Genomic DNA, 19,955 nt, shown 5'->3' with positions numbered 1-19,955 from the left:
CGTGCCGCTGCTGAGCTGGCTCGACCGGTCCACCGACGAGCGACCGGACGCGATCCGCGTAGACGACCGGGCACTGTCCTGGGTGGAGCTGCGCCGGGCCGCCGCCGCGGTCGCCGACGACCTGCACGGGGTCCGCCGGGTCGCGGTGCCCGCCACGTCGAGCCTGGAGACCGTGGTCGGCGTGGTCGGCGGGCTGCTGGCCGGCGCGGCGGTGGTGCCGGTGCCGCCGGACGCCGGGCCGGTGGAGCGCGACCACGTGCTGCGCGACTCCGCCGCCGAGGTGCTGCTGACGACGCCCGGGACGCCGGCCGTCGACGGTCCCGCCGGGCCGCCGGCCCTGCCGGTGGACCTGACCCGCCGCTCGGACACCCGGCATCGCGAGCCGGACCCGGCGTCCACCGCGCTGATCCTCTACACCAGCGGCACCACGGGCGCGCCGAAGGGCGCGGTGCTGTCCCGCCGCGCGGTCGCCGCCTGCCTGGACGGGCTCGCCGACGCCTGGGCCTGGACGCCGGACGACGTGCTGGCGCACGGTCTGCCGCTGTTCCACGTGCACGGGCTGGTGCTCGGCGTGCTCGGCCCGCTGCGGATCGGCAGCCGGCTGCACCACGTCGGCCGGCCCCGCCCCGACCGGTACGCGGGCGCCGCCGGCTCGCTCTACTTCGGCGTACCCACGATCTGGTCGCGAATCGCGGCGGAGCCGGCGGCGGCGCGGGCGCTGCGCGGCGCCCGGCTGCTGGTGTCCGGCAGCGCCGCGCTCCCCGAGCCGGTCTTCACCGCGCTCACCGAGCTGACCGGCCACCGCCCGGTCGAACGGTACGGGATGACGGAGACCCTGATCACGGTGAGCGCCCGGGCGGACGGGCCCCGGCGGCCGGGCACGGTGGGGGTGCCGCTGCCCGGTGTGCGCACCCGGGTGGTCGACGAGCGGGGCACCCCGCTGCCCACCGACGGGGAGACCATGGGCGAACTCCAGGTCCGCGGCGACACGCTCTTCGACGGCTACCTGAACCGGCCGGACGCCGACGCCGCCGCCCGGACCGCGGACGGTTGGTTCCGCACCGGTGACGTGGCGACGGTCGGCCCGGACGGCGCCCACCGGATCGTCGGCCGGGCCGCCACCGACCTGATCAAGAGCGGCGGGTACCGGATCGGCGCGGGTGAGGTGGAGGACGCGTTGCTGGCGCATCCCGGGGTCCGGGAGGCGGCGGTGGTCGGCACCCCGCACCCGGATCTGGGCCAGCAGGTCACCGCGTACGTGGTCGGGGACGGGCTGGGCGAGGCCGAGCTGATCGACTTCGTGGCCCGGCAGCTCTCCGTGCACAAGCGGCCCCGGCAGGTGCGGCTGGTCGACGCGCTGCCCCGCAACGCCATGGGCAAGGTGCAGAAGAGCCGGCTGACCTAGCGTCGCGGGGCCGCCGGGACGGCGACGGCGGTGAGCACCAGGCCCCGCTCCACCAGGAACCGGCCGTCGAACGCGGTCAGCTCCACGCCGCCGAGTCGCGGGCCGGGCACCAGCAGCCGGGCGGTGAACGTGCCGGCCGGGTCGACCGTGATGTCCGCCTCGGCGAAGTCCAGCCAGCGGCCGGTCAGCGGGAACCAGGTCTTGTAGACCGACTCCTTCGCGCTGAACAGCAGCCGGTCCCAGCAGGTCCCGGGGTGGGCGGCGGTGAGCGCGGCGGTCCGGGCGCGTTCGGCCGGCAGCGCGATCGCGTCCAGCACCCCGTCGGGCAGCGACGCGTGCGGTTCGGCGTCCACGCCGACGCTGCCGACCGTCCCGGCGCGGGCCAGGGCGGCGCCGCGGTAGCCGTCGCAGTGGGTCATGCTGCCGACGACGCCGGCCGGCCAGCCGGGCGCGCCCCGCACGCCGGGCAGGATCGCCGCCGGTGGCAGGCCCAGCCGGGCCAGCGCCCGGCGGGCGCAGTGCCGAACGGTGGTGAACTCCTGCCGGCGCTTCGCCACCGAGTTCGCGACGACGTGCTCCTCGGCCGGGTGCAGGCGCAGCCCGACCGGGTCGGTGAAGCACTCCTCCACCACCACGGCCGGCGGCAGGATCCGCTCGATCACGCCCCGGATGGTAGGGCGTGTGCGCCGGTCCGTCCGACCGCGGGCGGTGGTCAGGGGTCGCGTACGGGGTGCTGCCCGCTCCGCCGGATCAACAGCGACTTACGGACCCGGCCCTGCGCGCCGCGGGGCAGCTCGTCCACGAAGTGCACCCGGCGGGGCCGGGCCGCCGCCGAGAGCAGCCGGCCGACGTGGTCGATGAGCGCCTGGGCGGTGAGCCCGGCCGCCGCGACGACGTACGCGACGACCTGCTCGCCGAGCGTGCGGTGCGGCGCGCCGACCACCGCCGCGTCGTGCACGCCGGGGTGGGTGAGCAGCACCTCCTCGACCTGCCGGGTCGGCACCGGCCGGCCGCCGCAGCGCACCACGCCGATGCCCTCCGGTCCGAGGATGCGGTGCCGTCCGGCCGGGTCCACGGTGGCCAGGTCGCCGGTGGGGTGCCAGCCGTCGACCGGTGGCGCCGACCCGGGCCGGTCGACGTACCCGCTGAACATCGTCGGGCCCCGGACGCTCAGCTCACCGACCGCGTCACCGTCGGCGGCCACCGGCCGGCCGGCGTCATCCAGCACCCGGGTCTGCACGCCGGGCAGCGTGGTGACCGGCGCGCCGGCCGGACCGGTGAGCACGATCAGCGTCTCCGTGGTGCCGTACCCCTGCACCGGATGATGGGAGGTCAGCAGCCGCAGCCGCTCGCCCACGGCGGGCGCCAGCGGGGCGTCGCCGGAGACCAGCATGCGCGCCCGGGACAACGTCCGGGCCCGGGGGGCGTCCCGGGCGATGCGCGCCCACTGCCCGGGCAACGCCAGGTAGATGGTGCCGGCCGGGCCGGCGGTGGCGTGCCGGTCGAGGTGGACGAAACGGCTGCCCACCCGGAGCGCGCCGAGCAACCCGACCACCAGCCCGTACGCCCGGAACAGCGGCGCGCCCTGGACGAGCACGTCCTCCGCGCTCCACCGCCAGGCGGCGGCGAGCAGGTCCAGGTCGGCCGCGATGGCGCGGTGCGAGATGCGGACGCCGCGGGAGAGCCCGCCGACGCCGCCGGTGTAGAGGATCACCGCGTCGCTGGCCGGCAGCGGGTCCGGGTGCGTGGCCCAGGACCGCTCCCGCAGGTCCACCGGGACGATCGGCAGGGTGGTGTCGGCAGCGGCGGTGGGGCCGAGCAACACGTCGGCGCGCGACTCGCGCAGGATGCGGTGCCGCTCGTCCGCGTCTGCGCCGGGCGGCAACGGCACCACCGGCACGCCGGCCTGGACGGCGCCGACGATCCCGACCATGGTCTCCAGGCTCGGGCCGGCCTCGACCGCGACCGCCCGGGCGCCCAGGATCCGGCCGGTGACCGCGTTCGCGCAGCCCAGCAGCGCCTCGGCGGAGAGCGTTCGGCCGGCGACCCGGAGCGCGTCGCAACGGTCCGCCCCGGACCCCCGCAGCCCGGGCAGGAGCGTCATCGAACCGGAGCCCGGTATCTCGGCGGTGGTTGGCAGATCACGCGCGAACCCTTCACGTCCCGGGCGCGCGGCCCGTGGCCGATCCCCCCGTCGTGCGGCGGATTGTCATCCGCCGACCATGGCGGACAGTCCGAAATTAGGCGGCCGAGGGGCGGCGGACAACCCCTACCCCGCATGCCCGACGACGCGTCCGGTCGCGGTGTCACCGGCCCGGACCGGCAGGTGGGGGGTGGACGGAGCACCTCGGATGAAAGTCGTTCGCGTTGATCGGTCGTCCGCGCGAAGCGTCTGCGGGTGCGAGCGGAATCGGGTCGTCGAATCGAGCCCGGTGCCCCACCGCGCCATCCACCAGGGCCGGGAAATAACGATTCCTATTTCATTCCGGGGCAGTTACCGAGGGGGCCGCTTTCTTTCCCGCCGCCGTTCCGTGGGTCGATGCGCCGCGAATTTCTTGTTTAACAACAAGTTGCGGCAAAGGGCTTCCAGACGGACTGAAACGGGCAAGTTGGGCGAGGGTCGAAAGTGTGGCGACGGCTGCCGGAATCGGCCGGCGCCGCCGAGACGAGAAACGGTCGAAGCGTCGGCGACCCGGACCCGGCGCACCCGCCGGAGCGATCGGTGACGACGCCGGCCCGCGGGATGCGTGCGGCCCGACCGGCATCGTGCCGCCGTTCGTCGCGCCCCGCCGACGCGCTCGCCGCCCGGCAACAGGTGAACAGCGAGAACGCTCTCCCGTCGCGGGGCGCGAGCGCCCGCGCGACCCGGGCCGCCGGGCCGACGGCCGGAGCCGGCCGACCGGCCGCCCGCGTCCACCCCCGAGGCCGGTCGGCCCTTCTCCACGCGCATTAGCGGCAAGGGTGGAAAACGTTACCAACCGCCCTGTCGGACCGCCTGTGTCACGTTCCGGAAGAACCGGATGACTTTCCGCTGTCGGACCACCCGGGTCGCCCTCGTCGACCTCCGACGCGGCGATGCCATGTTTGCTCATCCTTTACATCCTTCGACTTGCCGCCCAATTGCCGGGCTGACATACTCCACTCCATGAATCGGGATCGATAGAGGCGGACCGCGTCGATCCGCCCAAATTGCGGGACCGCAGGTGACGGCGGATTTTCGACGCGTGAGACCAGGCACGACGTTCGATGAAACGCCCACGTCGTACCATCGTTGTCGGTATTCGCCAATTGGAATGGGTCAAGGATTTGTGGGTCTCTGACTGTAACGGGTGTCACCGGAGACCACGGCGCACGGCCCGCCCGGGGGCCGCGGCCGGGCGGAGGCCCGCCCGATGACGATGGCCGAACGGGACCGGCATCTCGACGTCCTGACCGGTCGGCTCGCCGGCCTGCTCCACCCCGGCGGACCCGCCCCCACCCCCGGCCCGATCACGCTGGTCACCGGGCCGGTCGGCGCCGGCAAGACCACGCTCCTCCAGTCCTTCGCCCGGCGGTGCGCCGAGGCCGGGGTCACGTTCCTCAGCGCCAGCGCGTCGCGCAGCGAACGCACCGTGCCGCTGGAGGTGGTACGGCAACTCGTGCGACGGGCCACCGTGGACGACGCCGACCGCGACCGCGTCGGCCGGCTGCTGGACCAGGCCGTGCTGCGCTGGGGCGAGACGGCCGACGAGGAGGCGCTCGCCCCGCTCACCGCCGCGATCGGCGGGGAACTGCTGGAACTCGTCGCGCGGGCACCCGCCGTGGTCGCGGTCGACGACGTCCAGCACGCCGACGCGCCGTCGCTGCGGTGCCTCGACCACCTGACCCGTCGGGTCACCGGCCTGCCGGTGCTGATCGTGCTGACCGAGGCGCCGCGCACCCGGCCCTGGCATCCCACCGCCTACGCCGAACTGCTCCAGCCGGCCCGGCTGCACCGGGTCCGGCTGCCGCTGCTCACCGCGGACGGGACACACCAGATCCTGGCCGACCGGCTGGGCGCGCCGGTGGCCCGGCGGATCGCCGACGAGGCGTACCGGATCAGCGGCGGCAACCCGCTGCTGGTGCACGCGCTGGCCGACGACCACCCGGCCGGCGCCGAGACGCCGACACCCGGCGAGGCGTTCCGGGAGGCGGTGCTGAGCTGCCTCTACCGCTGCGAACACCTGGTGCTCAAGACCGCCCGCGCGCTGGCGGTGACCGAGGAGCCGCTGCACGGCCCGCTCCTGCCCCACCTGGTCGACCTCCCCTCCGAGCTGAACCTGCACGCCGTCGACGCGGCCACCAGCGCCGGTCTCGTCGACGCCGACGGTCTCCGCCACCCGGCGGTACGCCGGGCCGTGCTCGACGGCATGACCGGGGAGGAACGCGCCCGGTTGCACCGCGCCGCCGCCCAACTGCTGCACGACGACGGCGCCCCGCCGCCACGGATCGCTCCGCACCTGCTCACCGCGGACGAGCTGGCCGAGCCGTGGATGGCGCAGACCCTGCTCGACGCCGGCGAACAGGCGCTCGCCGACGGCGACGTGGACACCGGCCGGCGCTACCTGCGCCGCGCCAACCGGGACTGCGCCGACGAGTGCCTGCGGGCCCGGATCCGCTCCGCCCTGGCCCGCGCCGAGTGGCGGCTGGACCCGCAGGGCGCGGTCCCCCACCTGCTCGGCGTCGCCACCGCCGTACGCGCCGGCCACCTGGACACCCGGCAGGCCGCCGGCCCGATCCAGTACCTGCTCTGGCACGGCCAGATCGGCCGGGCCATGGAACTCATCCATCACCTCGGTGAACGCGCCGACGGCGCGGACGCGCGCTCGGCCGGCGACCTGATGATCATCAAGGGCTGGATGGCCACGCTCTATCCCGGGGTCCCGCTCGACGCGGTCGCCGCACCGGCCGGCGCCACCCGGGACCCGCTCGCACTCGCCCGGGTCCGGCACCGGCTGCGCGGTGTGCTCCTGCTCGACACCGTGCTGGGTCGGGGCGACCTCGGCGCGCTGGAGAACGCCGAGCGCACGCTCGGGACGCTCGGACTGGACGACGAGCCGAACATGTGGAGCGCCGTCTGCGCGGTGATCGCCATGATCTACGCCGACCGGCTCGACCTGGCCGGCGAGTGGTGCGACCGGCTGGACCGGATCGCCTCCGCCCGCCGGCACCGGACGCCGCGGGCCCTGCTCACCGCCGTCGCCGCCACCGTGGCGGGCCGACGCGGCGACCTGCGCCGGGCGCGTGAACTCGCCGAGTCGGCGCTCAACCGGCTGTCCCCGAAGGGGTGGGGCGTCGTCATCGGCGCGCCGCTGGCCATCCGGCTGTGGACGCTGACCTGCCTCGAGGAGTGGGACGAGGCGGCGGCCTGCCTGCGTACGCCGGTGCCGCCGACGCTGTTCGAGACCCCGTTCGGCCTGCACTACCTGCACGCCCGCGGTGTGCACGCCCTCGCCGCGGGCAGCCCCGAGGCGGCCCTGGCCGACTTCCAGTTGTGCGGGCAGCTGATGACGTCGTGGCGGCTCGACCAGGCGCCGCTGGTCCCCTGGCGGACCGAGTCGGCGCGGGCGCTGCTGCGGATGGGCCGCCGGCAGCAGGCCGAGAGGGTGGTCCGGGAGGAACTGGACCGGCTCCGCCCGACCGACCTGCGCTACCGGGGGGCCGCGCTGCGGGTGCTCGGCACCGTCCAGGAGGGACCGGAGCGGATCCGGCACCTGCGGTGCGCGGTGCGGCTGCTGCGCCAGTGCGGCGACCGGGTCGAGCTGGCGCGTGCCCTCGGCGACCTCGGCCAGGCCCAGCAGCAGGCCGGCGACCTGCGTCAGGCACGCAGCACGACCCGCGCCGCGCGGGACCTCGCCGAGGAGTGCGGGATCCCGGTGCTGCGGCCGACCGCGGCCGGCCGGGCCGCCGCGCCCGATCCGGCTTCCGACGCCGGGATCCTGCTCACCGGCCTCAGCGACGCGGAGTCCAAGGTCGCCGCGCTGGCCGCGCAGGGGCACACCAACCGGGAGATCGCCGAGCGGATGTTCCTCACCGTCAGCGCCATCGAGCAGCGGCTGACCCGGATCTACCGCAAGCTGGACGTCAACTCCCGCAGCGAACTGGCCGCCCGGCTGCGACTCGACCGCTGAGCCCGACCGGCCACCCCGTCCCCCTGGGGCCGGCCGCCCCCCGTAGCCCCTGACGGTCCGCCCGCGGTCGGCCATTCGGCCTGCGGGCCTCGCCGAATTGTGGTTTCCTCTCCTCGATCGGCCGTCACCTGCTGTCCATCGAGGCGAAACGAGCCCGTCATCCGGTCGGCCCGCGCCCCCCTTCCGGACGGCCACGCAACCCCTAACGTCCGGTCGGCACCGCAGGTTTACCGCCGAAACGGTGGGGTCCCGGGACCGTTGTCGCACGCCAGGGCCGATGCCAGACTCGCCTGGAGCCGGAACGGTCGTCCCGACGACACGCTCCGGTGGGGAGGATTCCAGGTCCACCCGGCCGGCGACCCGGTGCGCTTCACCCCTGTTTCGCGTCCGCGACGGGTGTGGTGAAGGGGTCGTCGACGACACCGGGCGGAGCGGCCTGCCGGCGGCGGTGACCCCGTCGCGGCGCCGCCGACGAGAAGGGCTGACGACACACGTGCTGGTACAGCGAGAGGAACAGCTCACCCTGCTGCGCGAGACCTTCCAGAACTGCGAACGGCAGCGGAAGGGACACGTCTCGCTGGTCACCGGCGCGGTGGGCAGCGGCAAGACGAGCGTGCTGGAGTCGTTCGGGGACTGGGCGGCCACCGCCGGTGGCCGGGTGCTCAGCGCGACCGCGTCGCGCGCCGAGCGCGGACTGCACCTGGGGGTGCTGGGGCAACTCCTTCAGGGGGCGCGGCTCGACCCCGAGACCGGGGTACGGGTGGAACACCTGCTGCGGCACTCCCCCGCCGCCCCGCCGGAGCCCGGGCACGGCGGCGACGGCGCCGCCGACCAGGTGTGGGCGCCGGTGCTGCACGGCCTGTTCAGCACGCTGCTCGAACTGGCCGAGTCGGCGCCGCTCGTGCTGACCGTCGACGACGTGCACCACGCCGACCCGGCGTCGCTGCACTGCCTGCTCTACGTCGCCCGCCGGCTGCGGCACACCCCGATCATGGTGGTGCTCGCGGAGGCCCGCACGTTGCGCCCGTCGCACCCGCACTTCCGGGCCGAACTGTTCAGCCAGCCCCACTTCACCCGGATCACCCTGCCGCCGCTGACCGTGGAGGCGATCGCCCGACTGGTCGACGACGACGTCGAGCCGGCGGCCCGCGAGGCCGCCGAGCGCTGCCTGCGGATGACCGGCGGCAACCCGCTGCTCACCCGGGCGCTCATCGAGGAACAACCCCGGCCGGCGACGGACGAGGAACCGGCCGTGGACGCCGCCCTCGGCGACGCGTTCGACCAGGCGGTGCTCGGCTGCCTGTACCGGCACGAGCCGGGCGTACGCCGGGTGGCACAGGCGATGGCGGTGCTCGACCGGCCGGGCGGCCCGGTGGACCTGCTCGGCCACCTGCTCGACGTGGTGCCGGAGTCGGTCACCCCGATGGTCAGCATGCTGCGCACCACCGGCCTGCTGGACCAGGATCGGCTGCGGCACCCCCGGATCCGACGGTCCATCCTGGCCGACATGTCCGTCGACGAACGACGCGACCTGCACCAGCGGGCCGCCGAGGTGCTGCACGAACACGGCGTCGAGCCGGGCGGTGTGGCCGAGCACCTGGTCGCCGCCGGATGGGCGGAGGCCGGATGGACCGTACCCGTGCTGCACGACGCCGCCGCCCAGGCGCTCGCCGCCGGCCGGCCCGACGTGGCCGCCGGCTGCCTGCGCCTGGTCGGTCGCGCCGAGGTGGACGACGAACAGCGGGTCGCCATCACCGCCATGCAGGTCAGCGCGCGCTGGCAGATCAACCCGCTGGCCGTCAACGGGCAACTCGACCAACTGGTCGACGCCGCCCGGGCGGGCGGCTGGCCGGCCGACGCCGCCCTGTCCGCCGCGCCGTACCTGCTGTGGCAGGGGCGCGTCGAGGAGGCCGACGAGGCGATCGCCGGCTGCGCCGGAGACGACGAGCAGGCCCACGCGACGGGCCGGCGCCGGACGATGCACCTGCTGCTGGGGCTCTCCCACCCGGAGCACCTGGCCGCCGTACGGGAAGCGGCCGGTCCGCCGCGGACCGCGCTGCTGGCCGGTGGCTCCTCACCGGCGCAGGCGCTGGGCCTCGTCGGCGCGGCGTTGACGCCGACCGGCGACCACGACGCGGTGGCCGGCGCCGAACAACTGCTGCACCGCCACCACTGCGACGACGGCATGCTCCCCACGTTGGCCGCGCCGCTGCTGGCGCTGCTCTGGGCCGGGCGTGCCGACCGGGTCGCCGCCTGGACGGCGGCGCTGCTGGAGCGTCCGGCCGTGCGGCACGCCCCGCTCTGGCGGGCGGTGCTGCGGGCGCTGCGCGCCGAGGCGGCGCTGCGACTGGGTGACCTGACCGTGGCCGACCAGCAGGCCCGGGCCGCGCTCGACGACCTGCCGGTGGCCGCCTGGGGCGTCGCCGCGGCCGGCCCGCTGGCCACGCTGATCGCCTGCGCGACCGAGTCCGGGCGGCACGCCGAGGCGGACCGCTGGCTGGCGCAGAGCGTGCCGGCCGGCGCGTTCCGCACCCCGCTCGGGCTGCACTACCTGGCCGCCCGGGCCCGCCACCACCTGGCGCTCGGCCGGGCCCACGCGGCCACCACCGACCTGCGCCGGTGCGGCGAACTCATGCGCGCCTGGGGCGTGGACGTGGCCGGGCTGGTGCCCTGGCGGCTGGAGTTGGCCCGGGTGCAGCTCGCGGTGGGCAACAAGGCACACGCCACCCAGTTGCTCCAGGAGCAGTTGCGGATGCCGCACGGGGTGGACGACCGCACCCGGGGCCGGGCGCTGCGGCTGCTCGCCGGCACCACCGCGCCGGACCACCGGCGCAAGCTGCTCTCCGAGGCGGTGAACCTGTTGCAGGGCTGCGGCGACCGGCTGGAACTGGTCCGGGCGCTCGGGGACACCGGGCAGACGCTGCAACGGGCCGGCGACTCGGCGCAGGCGCGGCTGCTGGTCCGTCGGGCGTACCAACTGGCGCAGGACTGCGGCGCCTCGGTGCTGGCGCAGCGGCTGGTCCGGCGCGAGCCGGGCAGCGTGCCGGCGGGTCCGCCGGCCGAGGCCCCGGAGCCGGAGGACGGGCTCAGCGAGGCCGAACGGCGGGTCGCGGCGCTCGCCGCGCAGGGCCACACCAACCGGCAGATCTCCAGCAAGCTGTTCATCACGGTGAGCACCGTGGAGCAGCACCTGACCCGGGTCTACCGCAAGCTCGACGTCAAGCGCCGCTCGGACCTGCCGGCCCGACTGGTGGCCTTCGCCGAGCCGCTGGGCGAGGAGATCCAGACCGCCGCGTCCTGACCCGGCCGTCGGTGTAAGGCGGGGCCCCTTGTCAACACCGGGTGTTGACAAGGGGCCCCGCCTTACACCGAATGCGTTAGGAAGGGGCCCTCCCTTATCCGCTCAGCACCAGGTCGGCGGCGGCGGTCACCCCGCCGGCGCGGCGCAGGCAGTCACGCCAGCGGGCGGCGCGGTCGCGGAAGGACGGCTCGGCCAGCAGCCGGCGCAGCTTCCCGACGACGTCGTCGACGTCGAGCGGGTCCTCGTGCTCGACCGCCAGCGCCACGCCGGCGTCGACCACCCGCACCGCCCCGTCGTAGCAGTCGAACCAGAACGGCATCACCAGCTGCGGCACCCCGAACCAGGCCGCCTCGTGGATCGCGTTCGCGGCAGCGTGGTTGAAGAACACCCGTACGTGCGGGTGCGCCAGCACCTCCACCTGCGACGGCAGCCACGACTCGACGCGCAGGTTGGGTGGCAGTTCGTGGGCCGGTGGCAGCAACGCGTGCCGGGCGGCGGGCAGCTTCCACAGCACCTGGTGCTCCGGCCCGAGCCGGGCGGCCACCTCGACAAGCGCCGCCACCTGCGCGGCGGTCGGGCGCATGATGGTGCCGAAGCCGACGTAGACCACCGACTCGTGGGCGTCGAGCCAGGCCCGCAGCTCGGCGCCGTCCGGGCTCGGCACGATCTCCCGGGGCACCATCGAGCCCACCATGCGCAGGTTCGCCGGCGCGGTGTCGAACGGGTACTCCAGCCCGAACACCGTGTAGGCGAGCAGCGCCTCCGCCGCCTCGGCGTACTGGGAGGGGCGCAGCTCGACGTTGCTGATGCCGGCGTCCGCGCGCCGCGCCGCGGCGGCGGTGCTGCGGGCGAGCCGTTCCGGTTCGGTGAGCGTGGCCACCAGCGCGGCCCGGTAGCGGTCGTTCGCCGCCCGCTGGCTGGGGTTCATCGCCAGCGGCAGCCCGGACAACGACATCGGGTACGCCGGCGGCAGACTGTCCTGGAGGAAGTTCGACGGCGGCACCGTGACGCTGATGACGAACGGCACCCCGCGGGTGATGGCCGCGTCCAGCCCGAACGAGGCGAACGAGTCCACCACCGCCCGCGCCGGCCGCACCTCGTCGATGACCGCCAGGCAGCGCTCGTACAGGTCGTGCAGGTGGTCGAAGTCGGTGGACGCGTCGACGTAGCTGGCGAAGTTCACCACCCGGGAGCCGGTGGACATCCGGCGGTGCGTCTCGTCGTCCCAGTGCTCCGGGCGGACCTCCACCCGGGGCGGGCCGAGCGAGACGAACCGCACGTCGCCGTCGCCGGGCAGCGCCTCGATCTCGGCCCGCCGTTCGTCGGTGCAGGCGAACCGGACCGGTCGGGCGGCCCGGCGCTTCAGCTCACCGGCCAGCGTGAGCAGCGGGTTGAACAGCCCCGCGCTGCCGGAGCTGACCAGCAGCAGCGGGGCGTCGTCGGGGTTCATCGCGGCCGTCCCCTAGTCCATCGCCCGGCGCATGAAGCCGCGGATGCCGACGGCGGTGAAGACCACGAACACCCCGGCGAGCACGACCAGGTCCAGCCAGAGCGGCACCGACTCGACACCGGGCGGCGCGACGAGCGACCGGGTGGCCTCGCTGACGTAGGTGAGCGGGTTGATCGCGCAGACCACCTGGAACCAGGGCAGCGAGTCCAGCGCGCGCAGCGGGAACTGGGTGGCGCCGGTGAACATCAGCGGCGTCAGCGTGACCGTGAACATGATCTGGATGCGGTGCGGCGGGACCAGGGTGCCGAACGTCAGGCCCAGCGCGGCGCCGACCAGCGCGCCGGCGGCCAGCACGCCGATCACCGGCAGCAGCGTGGACAGCGGCCAGGTGACGCCGAGGATCAGCATGCCGACCGGGATGAGCACCAGCCCGGCGACCAGGCCCCGGATCGCGCCGAAGACGATCTTCTCGAACGCGACGAGCGGGATCGCCATCGGCGACAGCAGCCGGTCCTCGATCTCCCGGGTGAAGGAGAAGTCCATCACCATCGGCAACGCGGTGTTCTCCAGCCCGATCAGGAACGCGTTGAGCGCGATGACGCCGGGCAGCAGCACGTTGGCGAAGTCGTCGCTGGCGTAGCCGAGATCCTTGAGCACCTTACCGAAGATCAACAGCATGAACAGCGGCTGGAGGAAGACCTGGGCCAGGAACCCGCCCAGCTCCCGGCTGGTGACGAAGACGTCGCGCCACAGCACCGCCCGGAACGTGGTGAGCTGGTCGCGCAGGCGTACCGGCGGGGGTGCGGTGACGGCCGGCGGCGCCGGCGCGGCGGGGGCGGTGACGGTCACCGAAGGTCCCTTCCGGTCAGGTGGATGAAGACGTCCTCCAGGCTGGGCTGGCCGACGCTGAGGTCACGGACCTCGCAGCCGAGGTCGGTGAGGACCTTCAACGCCATCGGCACGGCGTTGGCCGGCGCACCGGCGGTGTAGACCCGGAACGACAGCGGCGCGTCCGGATCCTCCGGCGTCGGCATCATGGGCATGCCGGGGAACATCGGCAGCTCCGCCGCGCCGCCCGCGCGCAGCCGTTCGACGCGTTCCACGTCCGGCACGTCGGTCAGCGCGGTCTGCACCGCCTCGGCCGGGGCGCCGGGCGCGACCACGAGCGTCAGCGTGCTGCTGCCGGGCAGCGTCCGGGTCAGCGCGGTCGGCGTGTCCAGGGTGAGCAGCTTGCCGTGGTCGACGATGCCGACCCGGTCGCAGAGCTTCTCCGCCTCCTCCATGTCGTGCGTGGTCACCACGACGGTGACCCCGGACCGCTTCAGGTCGGCGATCCGCTCGTGCACGAACAGCCGGGACTGCGGGTCGAGACCGGCGGACGGCTCGTCGAGGAAGAGCACCCGGGGGGCGTGCATCAACGCCCGGGCGATCATGGTGCGTTGGGCCAGGCCGCCGGAGAGGAAGTCGGTGCGGGCCTTGGCGAAGTCCTTCAGGCCCATCTGTTCCAGCAGCTCGTCGGCGCGTTTCACGCGGCGGGCCCGGGACACCCGGTGGTACGCGGAGTGGAACAACAGGTTCTGCCGGACGGTGAGCGACCGGTCCAGGTTGACCCGCTGCGGCACCACCGCGAGCAGTTGCCGGGCCACGGCCGGCGCGCGGGACACGTCCGCGCCGCAGACCAGGGCACGACCGGAGGTGGCCCGCACCCGGGTCGTCAGCACCCCGATCGTCGTGGTCTTTCCCGCGCCGTTCGGCCCGAGCAGACCGAAGACCTCGCCCGCGGCGACCGAGAAACTCAGTCCGTCCACCGCCGGCGGCATGTCGGGCCGGTACTTCTTGACCAGCCCGTCGACCACCACTGCCTCGTCCACGTCGTCATGCTCCCGTCCTGGTTCCTGGTAAGACAGTTGTCCGCCACCGCGATAGGGGGCGTTAGGGGCAGCCAAGGGGCGGCCTCACAGCCCCCGCTCGGTGAGCCACGCGTCGACGGTGGCGGCGAGTTCCGGGCCGCGTTCGCCGACCATGGTGAAGTGGTCGCCGGCCGCGTCCCGCGTCTCGTGCGGGTACGGCCACACCGACTTCCACCCGTCGGGTTCCCCGGTCCACTCCCCCAGCGGCTCGCCGGCGCGTACGAGCAGCGTCGGCGCGGCCATCGGCGTGGGGTTCCAGTCCAGGAACAGCGGCAGGTAGCCGGCCCACGCGGTGGCCCGGTGGTCGTCCATCGGGGTGTACGCGCTGTCCCGCTCGACCATCCCGTCGAGCAGCTGCGAGGTCCAGCCGCCGAGGACCTCGCTGCCGGCCGGGTAGGTGTCCATCAGCACCACCGCGGCCGGGGTGCGCCCCTGCCGCTCCAACTCGGCGGCGAGCAGGTTGGCCACCATCGCGCCGCCGGAGTGGCCGGCCAGCACGAAGTCGCCGGATCCGACCGCGCGCAGCACGGTGTCCGCGTGCACCCGCAGCAGCGCGTCGAGGTCGGCGGGCAGCTCCTCGCCGACGCCGAAGCCGGGGTTGGGCAGCGCCCACACGTCGCGCCGGCCGCGCATCCCGGCGGCGACGCGGGCGTACTCGTGCGCGCCGGAGAGCAGCGACATGGTGCAGCAGCAGACCACCGGCGTGGCCGGCCCGTCGGCCAGCCGCATGACGGCCGCCGGTCGGGTCAGCTCCTCCGGGGTGCGGAAACTGGGCCGGAACTGGGCCAGCTTGACCAGCAGCTCGGCGTACCCGGCCGCGTCGGCGCGCGCCTTGGGCTGCCGGAACAACCCGCCGAGCAGGCCGCCCGCGCCCTCCGGTGACGCCGCGTCGGCCGGCGCGTCGGCGGTCGGCCCGCCGAGGATCGCGCCGAGCAGGTGCCCGGCCAGCGCGACCGGGGTGGGATGGTCGAAGAGCAGGGTGGCGGACAGCTCCGCGCCGGTCTCCTGGCGCAGCGCGTCGCGCAGCTCCAGCGCGGTGAGCGAGTCGAAGCCCAGCTCCAGGAAGTCCCGGTCCTCCTCGACCGCGCCCGGCCCGGCGTGGCCGAGGACGGTGGCGGCCTGTGCCCGGACCAGGTCCAGCAGGATCCGGTGCCGGTCGGCGGCGGGCACGGCGGCCAGCCGGTCCCGCAGCGCGGTCGCCGGGTCGGAGCCGGTCCCGGCGACCGGGGCGGTCGGTTCGGTCCCCGCGTCCGGCACGCCGCGCAGCAGCGGGGCCGGCCGGACCGCGGTGAACGCGGGCACGAACGCCGGCCAGTCGACGTCCGCGACGGCGACCTCGTCGCCGCCGGCGGCGACGGCCCGGTCCAGCGCGTCGAGGGCCACGCCGGGGTCCAGCGGGCGGATGCCCCGGCGGCGTAGCTGCTCCGGGTCGGTGACCTCGCCGTGCCACGGCGCCCACGCCAGCACGGTGGCCGGTCGACCGGTGGCGCGGCGGCGGGTGGCGAGGGCGGCCAGGCCGGCGCCGGTCGCGGCGGTGACGGCGGCGCCGCCGCTGCCCCAGGTGGCGGCCGTGGAGACGAAGATCAGGAACTTGTCGACCGGGTGGTCGGCGCAGACGGCGTCGAGCCGGGCCACCGCGGCCAGGTGCGCGCCGACGGTGCCGGCCAACCGGTCCGGGTCGGCCGCCGCGACCGGCTCGCCGGCCCCGCCGGCGTCGGCCACGTGCAGCACGGTACGCACCGGCGTGCCGGCCGCGGCCAGTCGCGCCAACGCGGCGGACAGCGCCTCCGGACCGGCCACGGTGGTCACCTCGACACCGTGCACGGTGGTCCGCTCGACGCCCTCCGGGCCGTCGACGGTGGTCCGCTCGACGCCGTCGACGGTGGTCCGCTCCACGCCGTCCGGGCCGGTCCGGTCGGTGTCGGCCGGCAACGGTGGGCCGGCCAGGAGCAGGTGGGTCGCGCCCGCCTCGGCGAGCCGGCGCAGCAGGTACGGGCGGCGGACCGGGGCGTCGCCGTGCACCAGCACCACGCCCTCCGGCCGCCACGGCCGGTCGACGCCGGCCGGCGCGCGTTCCAGCCGGCGGGCGCGCAGGCCACCGGCGCGGATCGCGAGCTGGTCCTCGACGCCGTCGCCGGCCACCACGCGGGCGAGCCGGGCGACGTCCGGGGCGGCCGGTTCGGCGGGCAGGTCCAGCAGGCCGCCCCAGAGCCGGGGGTGTTCCAGCGCCAGCACCCGGCCCAGGCCCCAGACGGTGGCGACCGCCGGGTCGGGTGTCGGGTCGTCGGCGTCGACGGCGACCGCGCCCCGGGTGACGCACCACAGCGGCGCGGTGACCCCGGCGTCGGTGAGCGCCCGCACCAGCACGACGGCCCCGGCGAGGATGTGCGCGCCGTCGGTGCCCGGCTCCGATCCGGCCGCGTCGCCGGTAGCCGATCCGGCCACGTCAGTGCCCGGCCCCGATCCGGCCGCGTCAGTGCCCGGCCCCGGTTCGGCCGCGTCGGTGCCCGGCCCCGGTTCGGCCGCCGGCGCTCCGGGGTCCGCCGAGCCGAGGGTCGCGGCGACGGCGGGCAGCAGTGAGATCACCCGGACCGGGGTGACCGTGTCGAGGCGGTCGCGCAGCGCGGCGACCGGGTCGACGCCGGGCGGCGCCGGCACGGGCACCGGCTCCAGGCCCTCGGCGCGTACCGCGTCGGTCACGGCGTCGAGCAGGTCGCCGGGCGGGCCGACGACCAGGCACGGGCCGGTCGGCGCGGCGCCGGCCGGGGGATCGACCGGGGTCCAGCCGGTCCGGTAGCGCAGTCCGTCCAGGGTGGCCGACCGGCGGCGACGGTCCCGGTAGCCGGTCAGCGCCGGCAGCAGGTCGCCGAGCGGGCCGGCGGCGTCGTCGTCGAGACCGAGCAGGGCGGCCAGCGCGGCCGGGTCGCCGTCCTCGGCGGTGGACCAGAACTCGCCGTCGGCCGGGTCGGCGGGGCGCGGGCCCAGGTCGAGCCGGATCGGGTCGGGCCAGAACCGCTCGTGCGCGAACGCGTACGTGGGCAGGTCGACCCGGGTGGCGTCGGTGCCGGCGAACAGCGCGGGCCAGCGTACGCCGGCGCCGCGCAGGTCCACGGCGGCGAGCGCGGCGAGCAGGCCGGCCGGTTCGGACAGCTCACGCCGGGCGACCGGCACGAACGCGGCCGGTTCGGCGTCGGGCAGGCACTCGCGGGCCAGCGCGGTCAACGCGGCGTCCGGGCCCAGGTCCAGGAAGGTGCCGGTCCCGGCGGCGGCGAGCGTGGCCACCGCCGACGAGAACCGCACCGTGTCGCGGACGTGCTCGACCCAGTAGCCCGGGTCGGTGGCCTGCGCGTCGGTGAGCGGCGCGCCGGTGCGGTCGGAGACCAGCGGCACGCTCGGCGGCTGCCAGGTGAGTTTCTCGGCGACCACCCGGAACTCGGCAAGCATGTCGTCCATCCGGGCCGAGTGGAACGCGTGGCCGACCCGCAGCCGGCGGGTCCGGCGGCCCTGGGCGGCGAGCCGCTCACCGGCGGCGAGCACCGCGTCCTCGTCGCCGGAGAGCACCACCGACTCGGGGCCGTTCACCGCGGCCAGCGCCACCCGCGCGTCGAGCAGCGGCGTCACCTCGGCGGCGGACGCGCGGACCGCGAGCATCGCGCCGCCGGCCGGCAGCGCCTGCATGAGCCGGGCCCGGGCGGCCACCAGGGTGGCCGCGTCGGGCAGCGACAGCACGCCGGCGACGTGCGCGGCGGCCAGCTCGCCGACGGAGTGGCCGAGCAGGTGCGCCGGGCGCAGGCCGAGCGCGGTGACCAGCCGGTACGCGGCCACCTGGTAGGCGAAGAGCGCGGGCTGGGTCCACTCGGTGCGGTCCAGCAGCGCCGCCTCGGGGGTGTCCGGCGCGGCGAACGCCACCTCGCGCAGCGGGCGGCTCAGGTGCCTGTCGAGTTCGGCGGCCACCTCGTCGAACGCGGCGGCGAAGACCGGGAAGCGGCGGTGCAGCTCGGCGCCCGCGCCCGGCCGCTGGCCGCCCTGCCCGGGGAAGAGGACGGCGAGCTTGCCGGCGGTCCGGGCCACGCCGCGGACCACACCGGGCGCGGGCCGTTCCTCGGCGACCGCGCGCAGCCCGGCACGCAGCGCCGCCGCGTCGTCGCCGGTGACCGCGGCCCGGTGCGGCAGCGCCGCCCGCGTGGTGAGCAGCGCGTACGCGACGTCGGCCGGGCGCAGGTCGGGGTGGGCGTCGAGGTGTTCCAGCAGCCGGCGGGCCTGCCCGGCGAGCGCCGGCCCGGAGCGCGCGGAGACCACCCAGGGCGCCGGCGGGGCGGGGCGGCCGGTCGGCGGGGTCGGCGGGTCCTCGACCTGTTCGATGACGGCGTGGGCGTTGGTGCCGCTGACGCCGAACGCGGAGACGCCGGCCCGGCGCGGGTGACCGGTCGCCGGCCACTGCCGCGCGTCGGTCAGCAGCTCCACCGCGCCGGCCGTCCAGTCGACGTGCGGGGTGGGCCGGTCGACGTGCAGCGTGGCGGGGAGCCGGCCGTGCCGCATGGCGAGCACCATCTTGATGATCCCGGCGACGCCGGCGGCGGCCTGGGTGTGGCCGATGTTCGACTTGACGGAGCCGAGCAGCAGCGGCGTGGACCGGTCCTGCCCATAGGTTGCCAGCAGCGCCTGCGCCTCGATCGGGTCACCGAGCGTGGTGCCGGTGCCGTGCGCCTCCACCACGTCCACCTCGGCGGCGGTGAGCCCGGCGTTGGCCAGCGCGGCCCGGATCACCTTCCGCTGGGCGGGGCCGTTGGGCGCGGTGAGGCCGCTGCTGGCGCCGTCCTGGTTGACCGCGGTGCCGCGCACGACGGCGAGCACCGGGTGGCCGTGCCGGCGGGCGTCGGAGAGCCGTTCGACGAGCAGCATGCCGACGCCCTCGGACCAGCCGGTGCCGTCGGCGGCGGCGGCGAACGACTTGCACCGGCCGTCGGTGGACAGGCCGCGCTGCCGGGAGAACTCCACGAAGACGGTGGGGGTGGCCATCACGGAGACGCCGCCGGCCAGCGCCAGCGTGCACTCCCCCAGCCGCAGCGCCTGGCAGGCCAGGTGCAGCGCGACGAGCGACGACGAGCAGGCGGTGTCCACGGTGATCGCCGGGCCCTCCAGGCCCAGCGCGTACGCGATCCGGCCGCTGGCCACCGCCGCCGCGCTGCCGGTGCCGAGGTAGCCCTCGACGCCGCCGCCGACGCCGGTGAGCAGCGCCGCGTAGTCGCCCTGGCTGCTGGTGGCCGCGTACACGCCGGTGGGCGCGCCGCGCAGCGCGGTGGGGTCGACGCCGGCGGATTCGAACGCCTCCCACGCGGTTTCCAGCAGCAGCCGCTGCTGCGGGTCCATGGCGAGCGCCTCGCGCGGGCTGATGCCGAAGAACGCCGGGTCGAAGTCGCCGGCGTCGGGCAGGAAACCGCCGTCGCGGACGTAGGAGGTGCCCCGGCTGGCCGGGTCGGTGTCGTAGAGCGCGTCGAGGTCCCAGCCCCGGTCGGCGGGGAACGGCGCCATCGCGTCGCGGCCGGCGTCGACCAGCTCCCAGAGGTGCTCGGGCGAGCGCACCCCGCCGGGGAAACGGCAGCTCATCCCGATGATCGCCACCGGTTCGGTGAGCCGGTCGGCGAGCTGCTGGTTCTGCTGCCTGAGTTTCTGGTTGTCCAGCAGCGACGCGCGCAGCGCGCCGACCACCTCGTCCAGCGAGACGCTCATCGGGCCCTCC

At 75.7% G+C, this 19,955-nt stretch carries 8 protein-coding genes and 1 pseudogene; 3 read left to right on the top strand and 6 right to left on the bottom strand.

Annotated elements, in window-relative coordinates:
- Position 1 precedes the first annotated feature (1 nt).
- Positions 2-1,405 (top strand): acyl-CoA synthetase, encoded by a 1,404-nt coding sequence (locus tag ACIA6B_RS01490; protein WP_396769827.1) that lies wholly within the window; start codon positions 2-4, stop codon positions 1,403-1,405.
- On the opposite strand, the gene ACIA6B_RS01485 is transcribed toward ACIA6B_RS01490, so the two are convergent.
- Together ACIA6B_RS01485 and ACIA6B_RS01480 are read right to left on the bottom strand one after the other, a co-directional pair.
- A complete protein-coding gene (locus ACIA6B_RS01485) occupies positions 1,402-2,067 on the bottom strand; it encodes a 4'-phosphopantetheinyl transferase (RefSeq protein WP_396769825.1) in 666 nt (221 codons plus the stop codon). The genes ACIA6B_RS01490 and ACIA6B_RS01485 overlap by 4 nt on opposite strands.
- Positions 2,068-2,117: 50 nt before the next feature.
- Positions 2,118-3,509, bottom strand: coding sequence for an AMP-binding protein (locus tag ACIA6B_RS01480; RefSeq protein ID WP_396769823.1), 1,392 nt, complete (start codon positions 3,507-3,509; stop codon positions 2,118-2,120).
- A 1,288-nt stretch (positions 3,510-4,797) separates the two neighbouring features.
- Here ACIA6B_RS01480 and ACIA6B_RS01475 point away from each other — a divergent pair.
- Together ACIA6B_RS01475 and ACIA6B_RS01470 are read left to right on the top strand one after the other, a co-directional pair.
- Positions 4,798-7,554: an AAA family ATPase gene (locus ACIA6B_RS01475; protein WP_396769821.1), complete on the top strand. Its 2,757-nt coding sequence runs from the start codon at positions 4,798-4,800 to the stop codon at positions 7,552-7,554.
- Positions 7,555-8,047: 493 nt separating this feature from the next.
- Entirely contained in the window at positions 8,048-10,855 is a 2,808-nt protein-coding gene (locus ACIA6B_RS01470) for an AAA family ATPase (RefSeq protein WP_396769819.1), read from the top strand.
- Positions 10,856-10,949: 94 nt separating this feature from the next.
- Here the strand turns inward: ACIA6B_RS01470 and ACIA6B_RS01465 are convergent, their stop codons facing one another.
- From ACIA6B_RS01465 to ACIA6B_RS01450, 4 genes and pseudogenes are all read right to left on the bottom strand, one after another.
- Positions 10,950-12,305, bottom strand: coding sequence for a glycosyltransferase (locus ACIA6B_RS01465; protein ID WP_396769817.1), 1,356 nt, complete (start codon positions 12,303-12,305; stop codon positions 10,950-10,952).
- 12 nt (positions 12,306-12,317) lie between these two features.
- Positions 12,318-13,154 (bottom strand): ABC transporter permease, encoded by an 837-nt coding sequence (locus ACIA6B_RS01460; protein WP_281940986.1) that lies wholly within the window; start codon positions 13,152-13,154, stop codon positions 12,318-12,320.
- Positions 13,151-14,176 (bottom strand): ABC transporter ATP-binding protein, encoded by a 1,026-nt coding sequence (locus tag ACIA6B_RS01455; RefSeq protein WP_107156729.1) that lies wholly within the window; start codon positions 14,174-14,176, stop codon positions 13,151-13,153. The genes ACIA6B_RS01460 and ACIA6B_RS01455 overlap by 4 nt, the downstream gene beginning before the upstream one ends.
- An 84-nt stretch (positions 14,177-14,260) precedes the next feature.
- Positions 14,261-19,945 (bottom strand): annotated as a pseudogene (locus ACIA6B_RS01450) (beta-ketoacyl synthase N-terminal-like domain-containing protein); the annotation flags it as partial.
- Between the last annotated feature and the right edge of the window lie 10 nt (positions 19,946-19,955).

This window comes from Micromonospora sp. NPDC051141 (genome assembly GCF_044455765.1).
GTDB lineage: Bacteria > Actinomycetota > Actinomycetes > Mycobacteriales > Micromonosporaceae > Micromonospora.
This window is presented reverse-complemented; position numbering and strand designations above follow the sequence as displayed.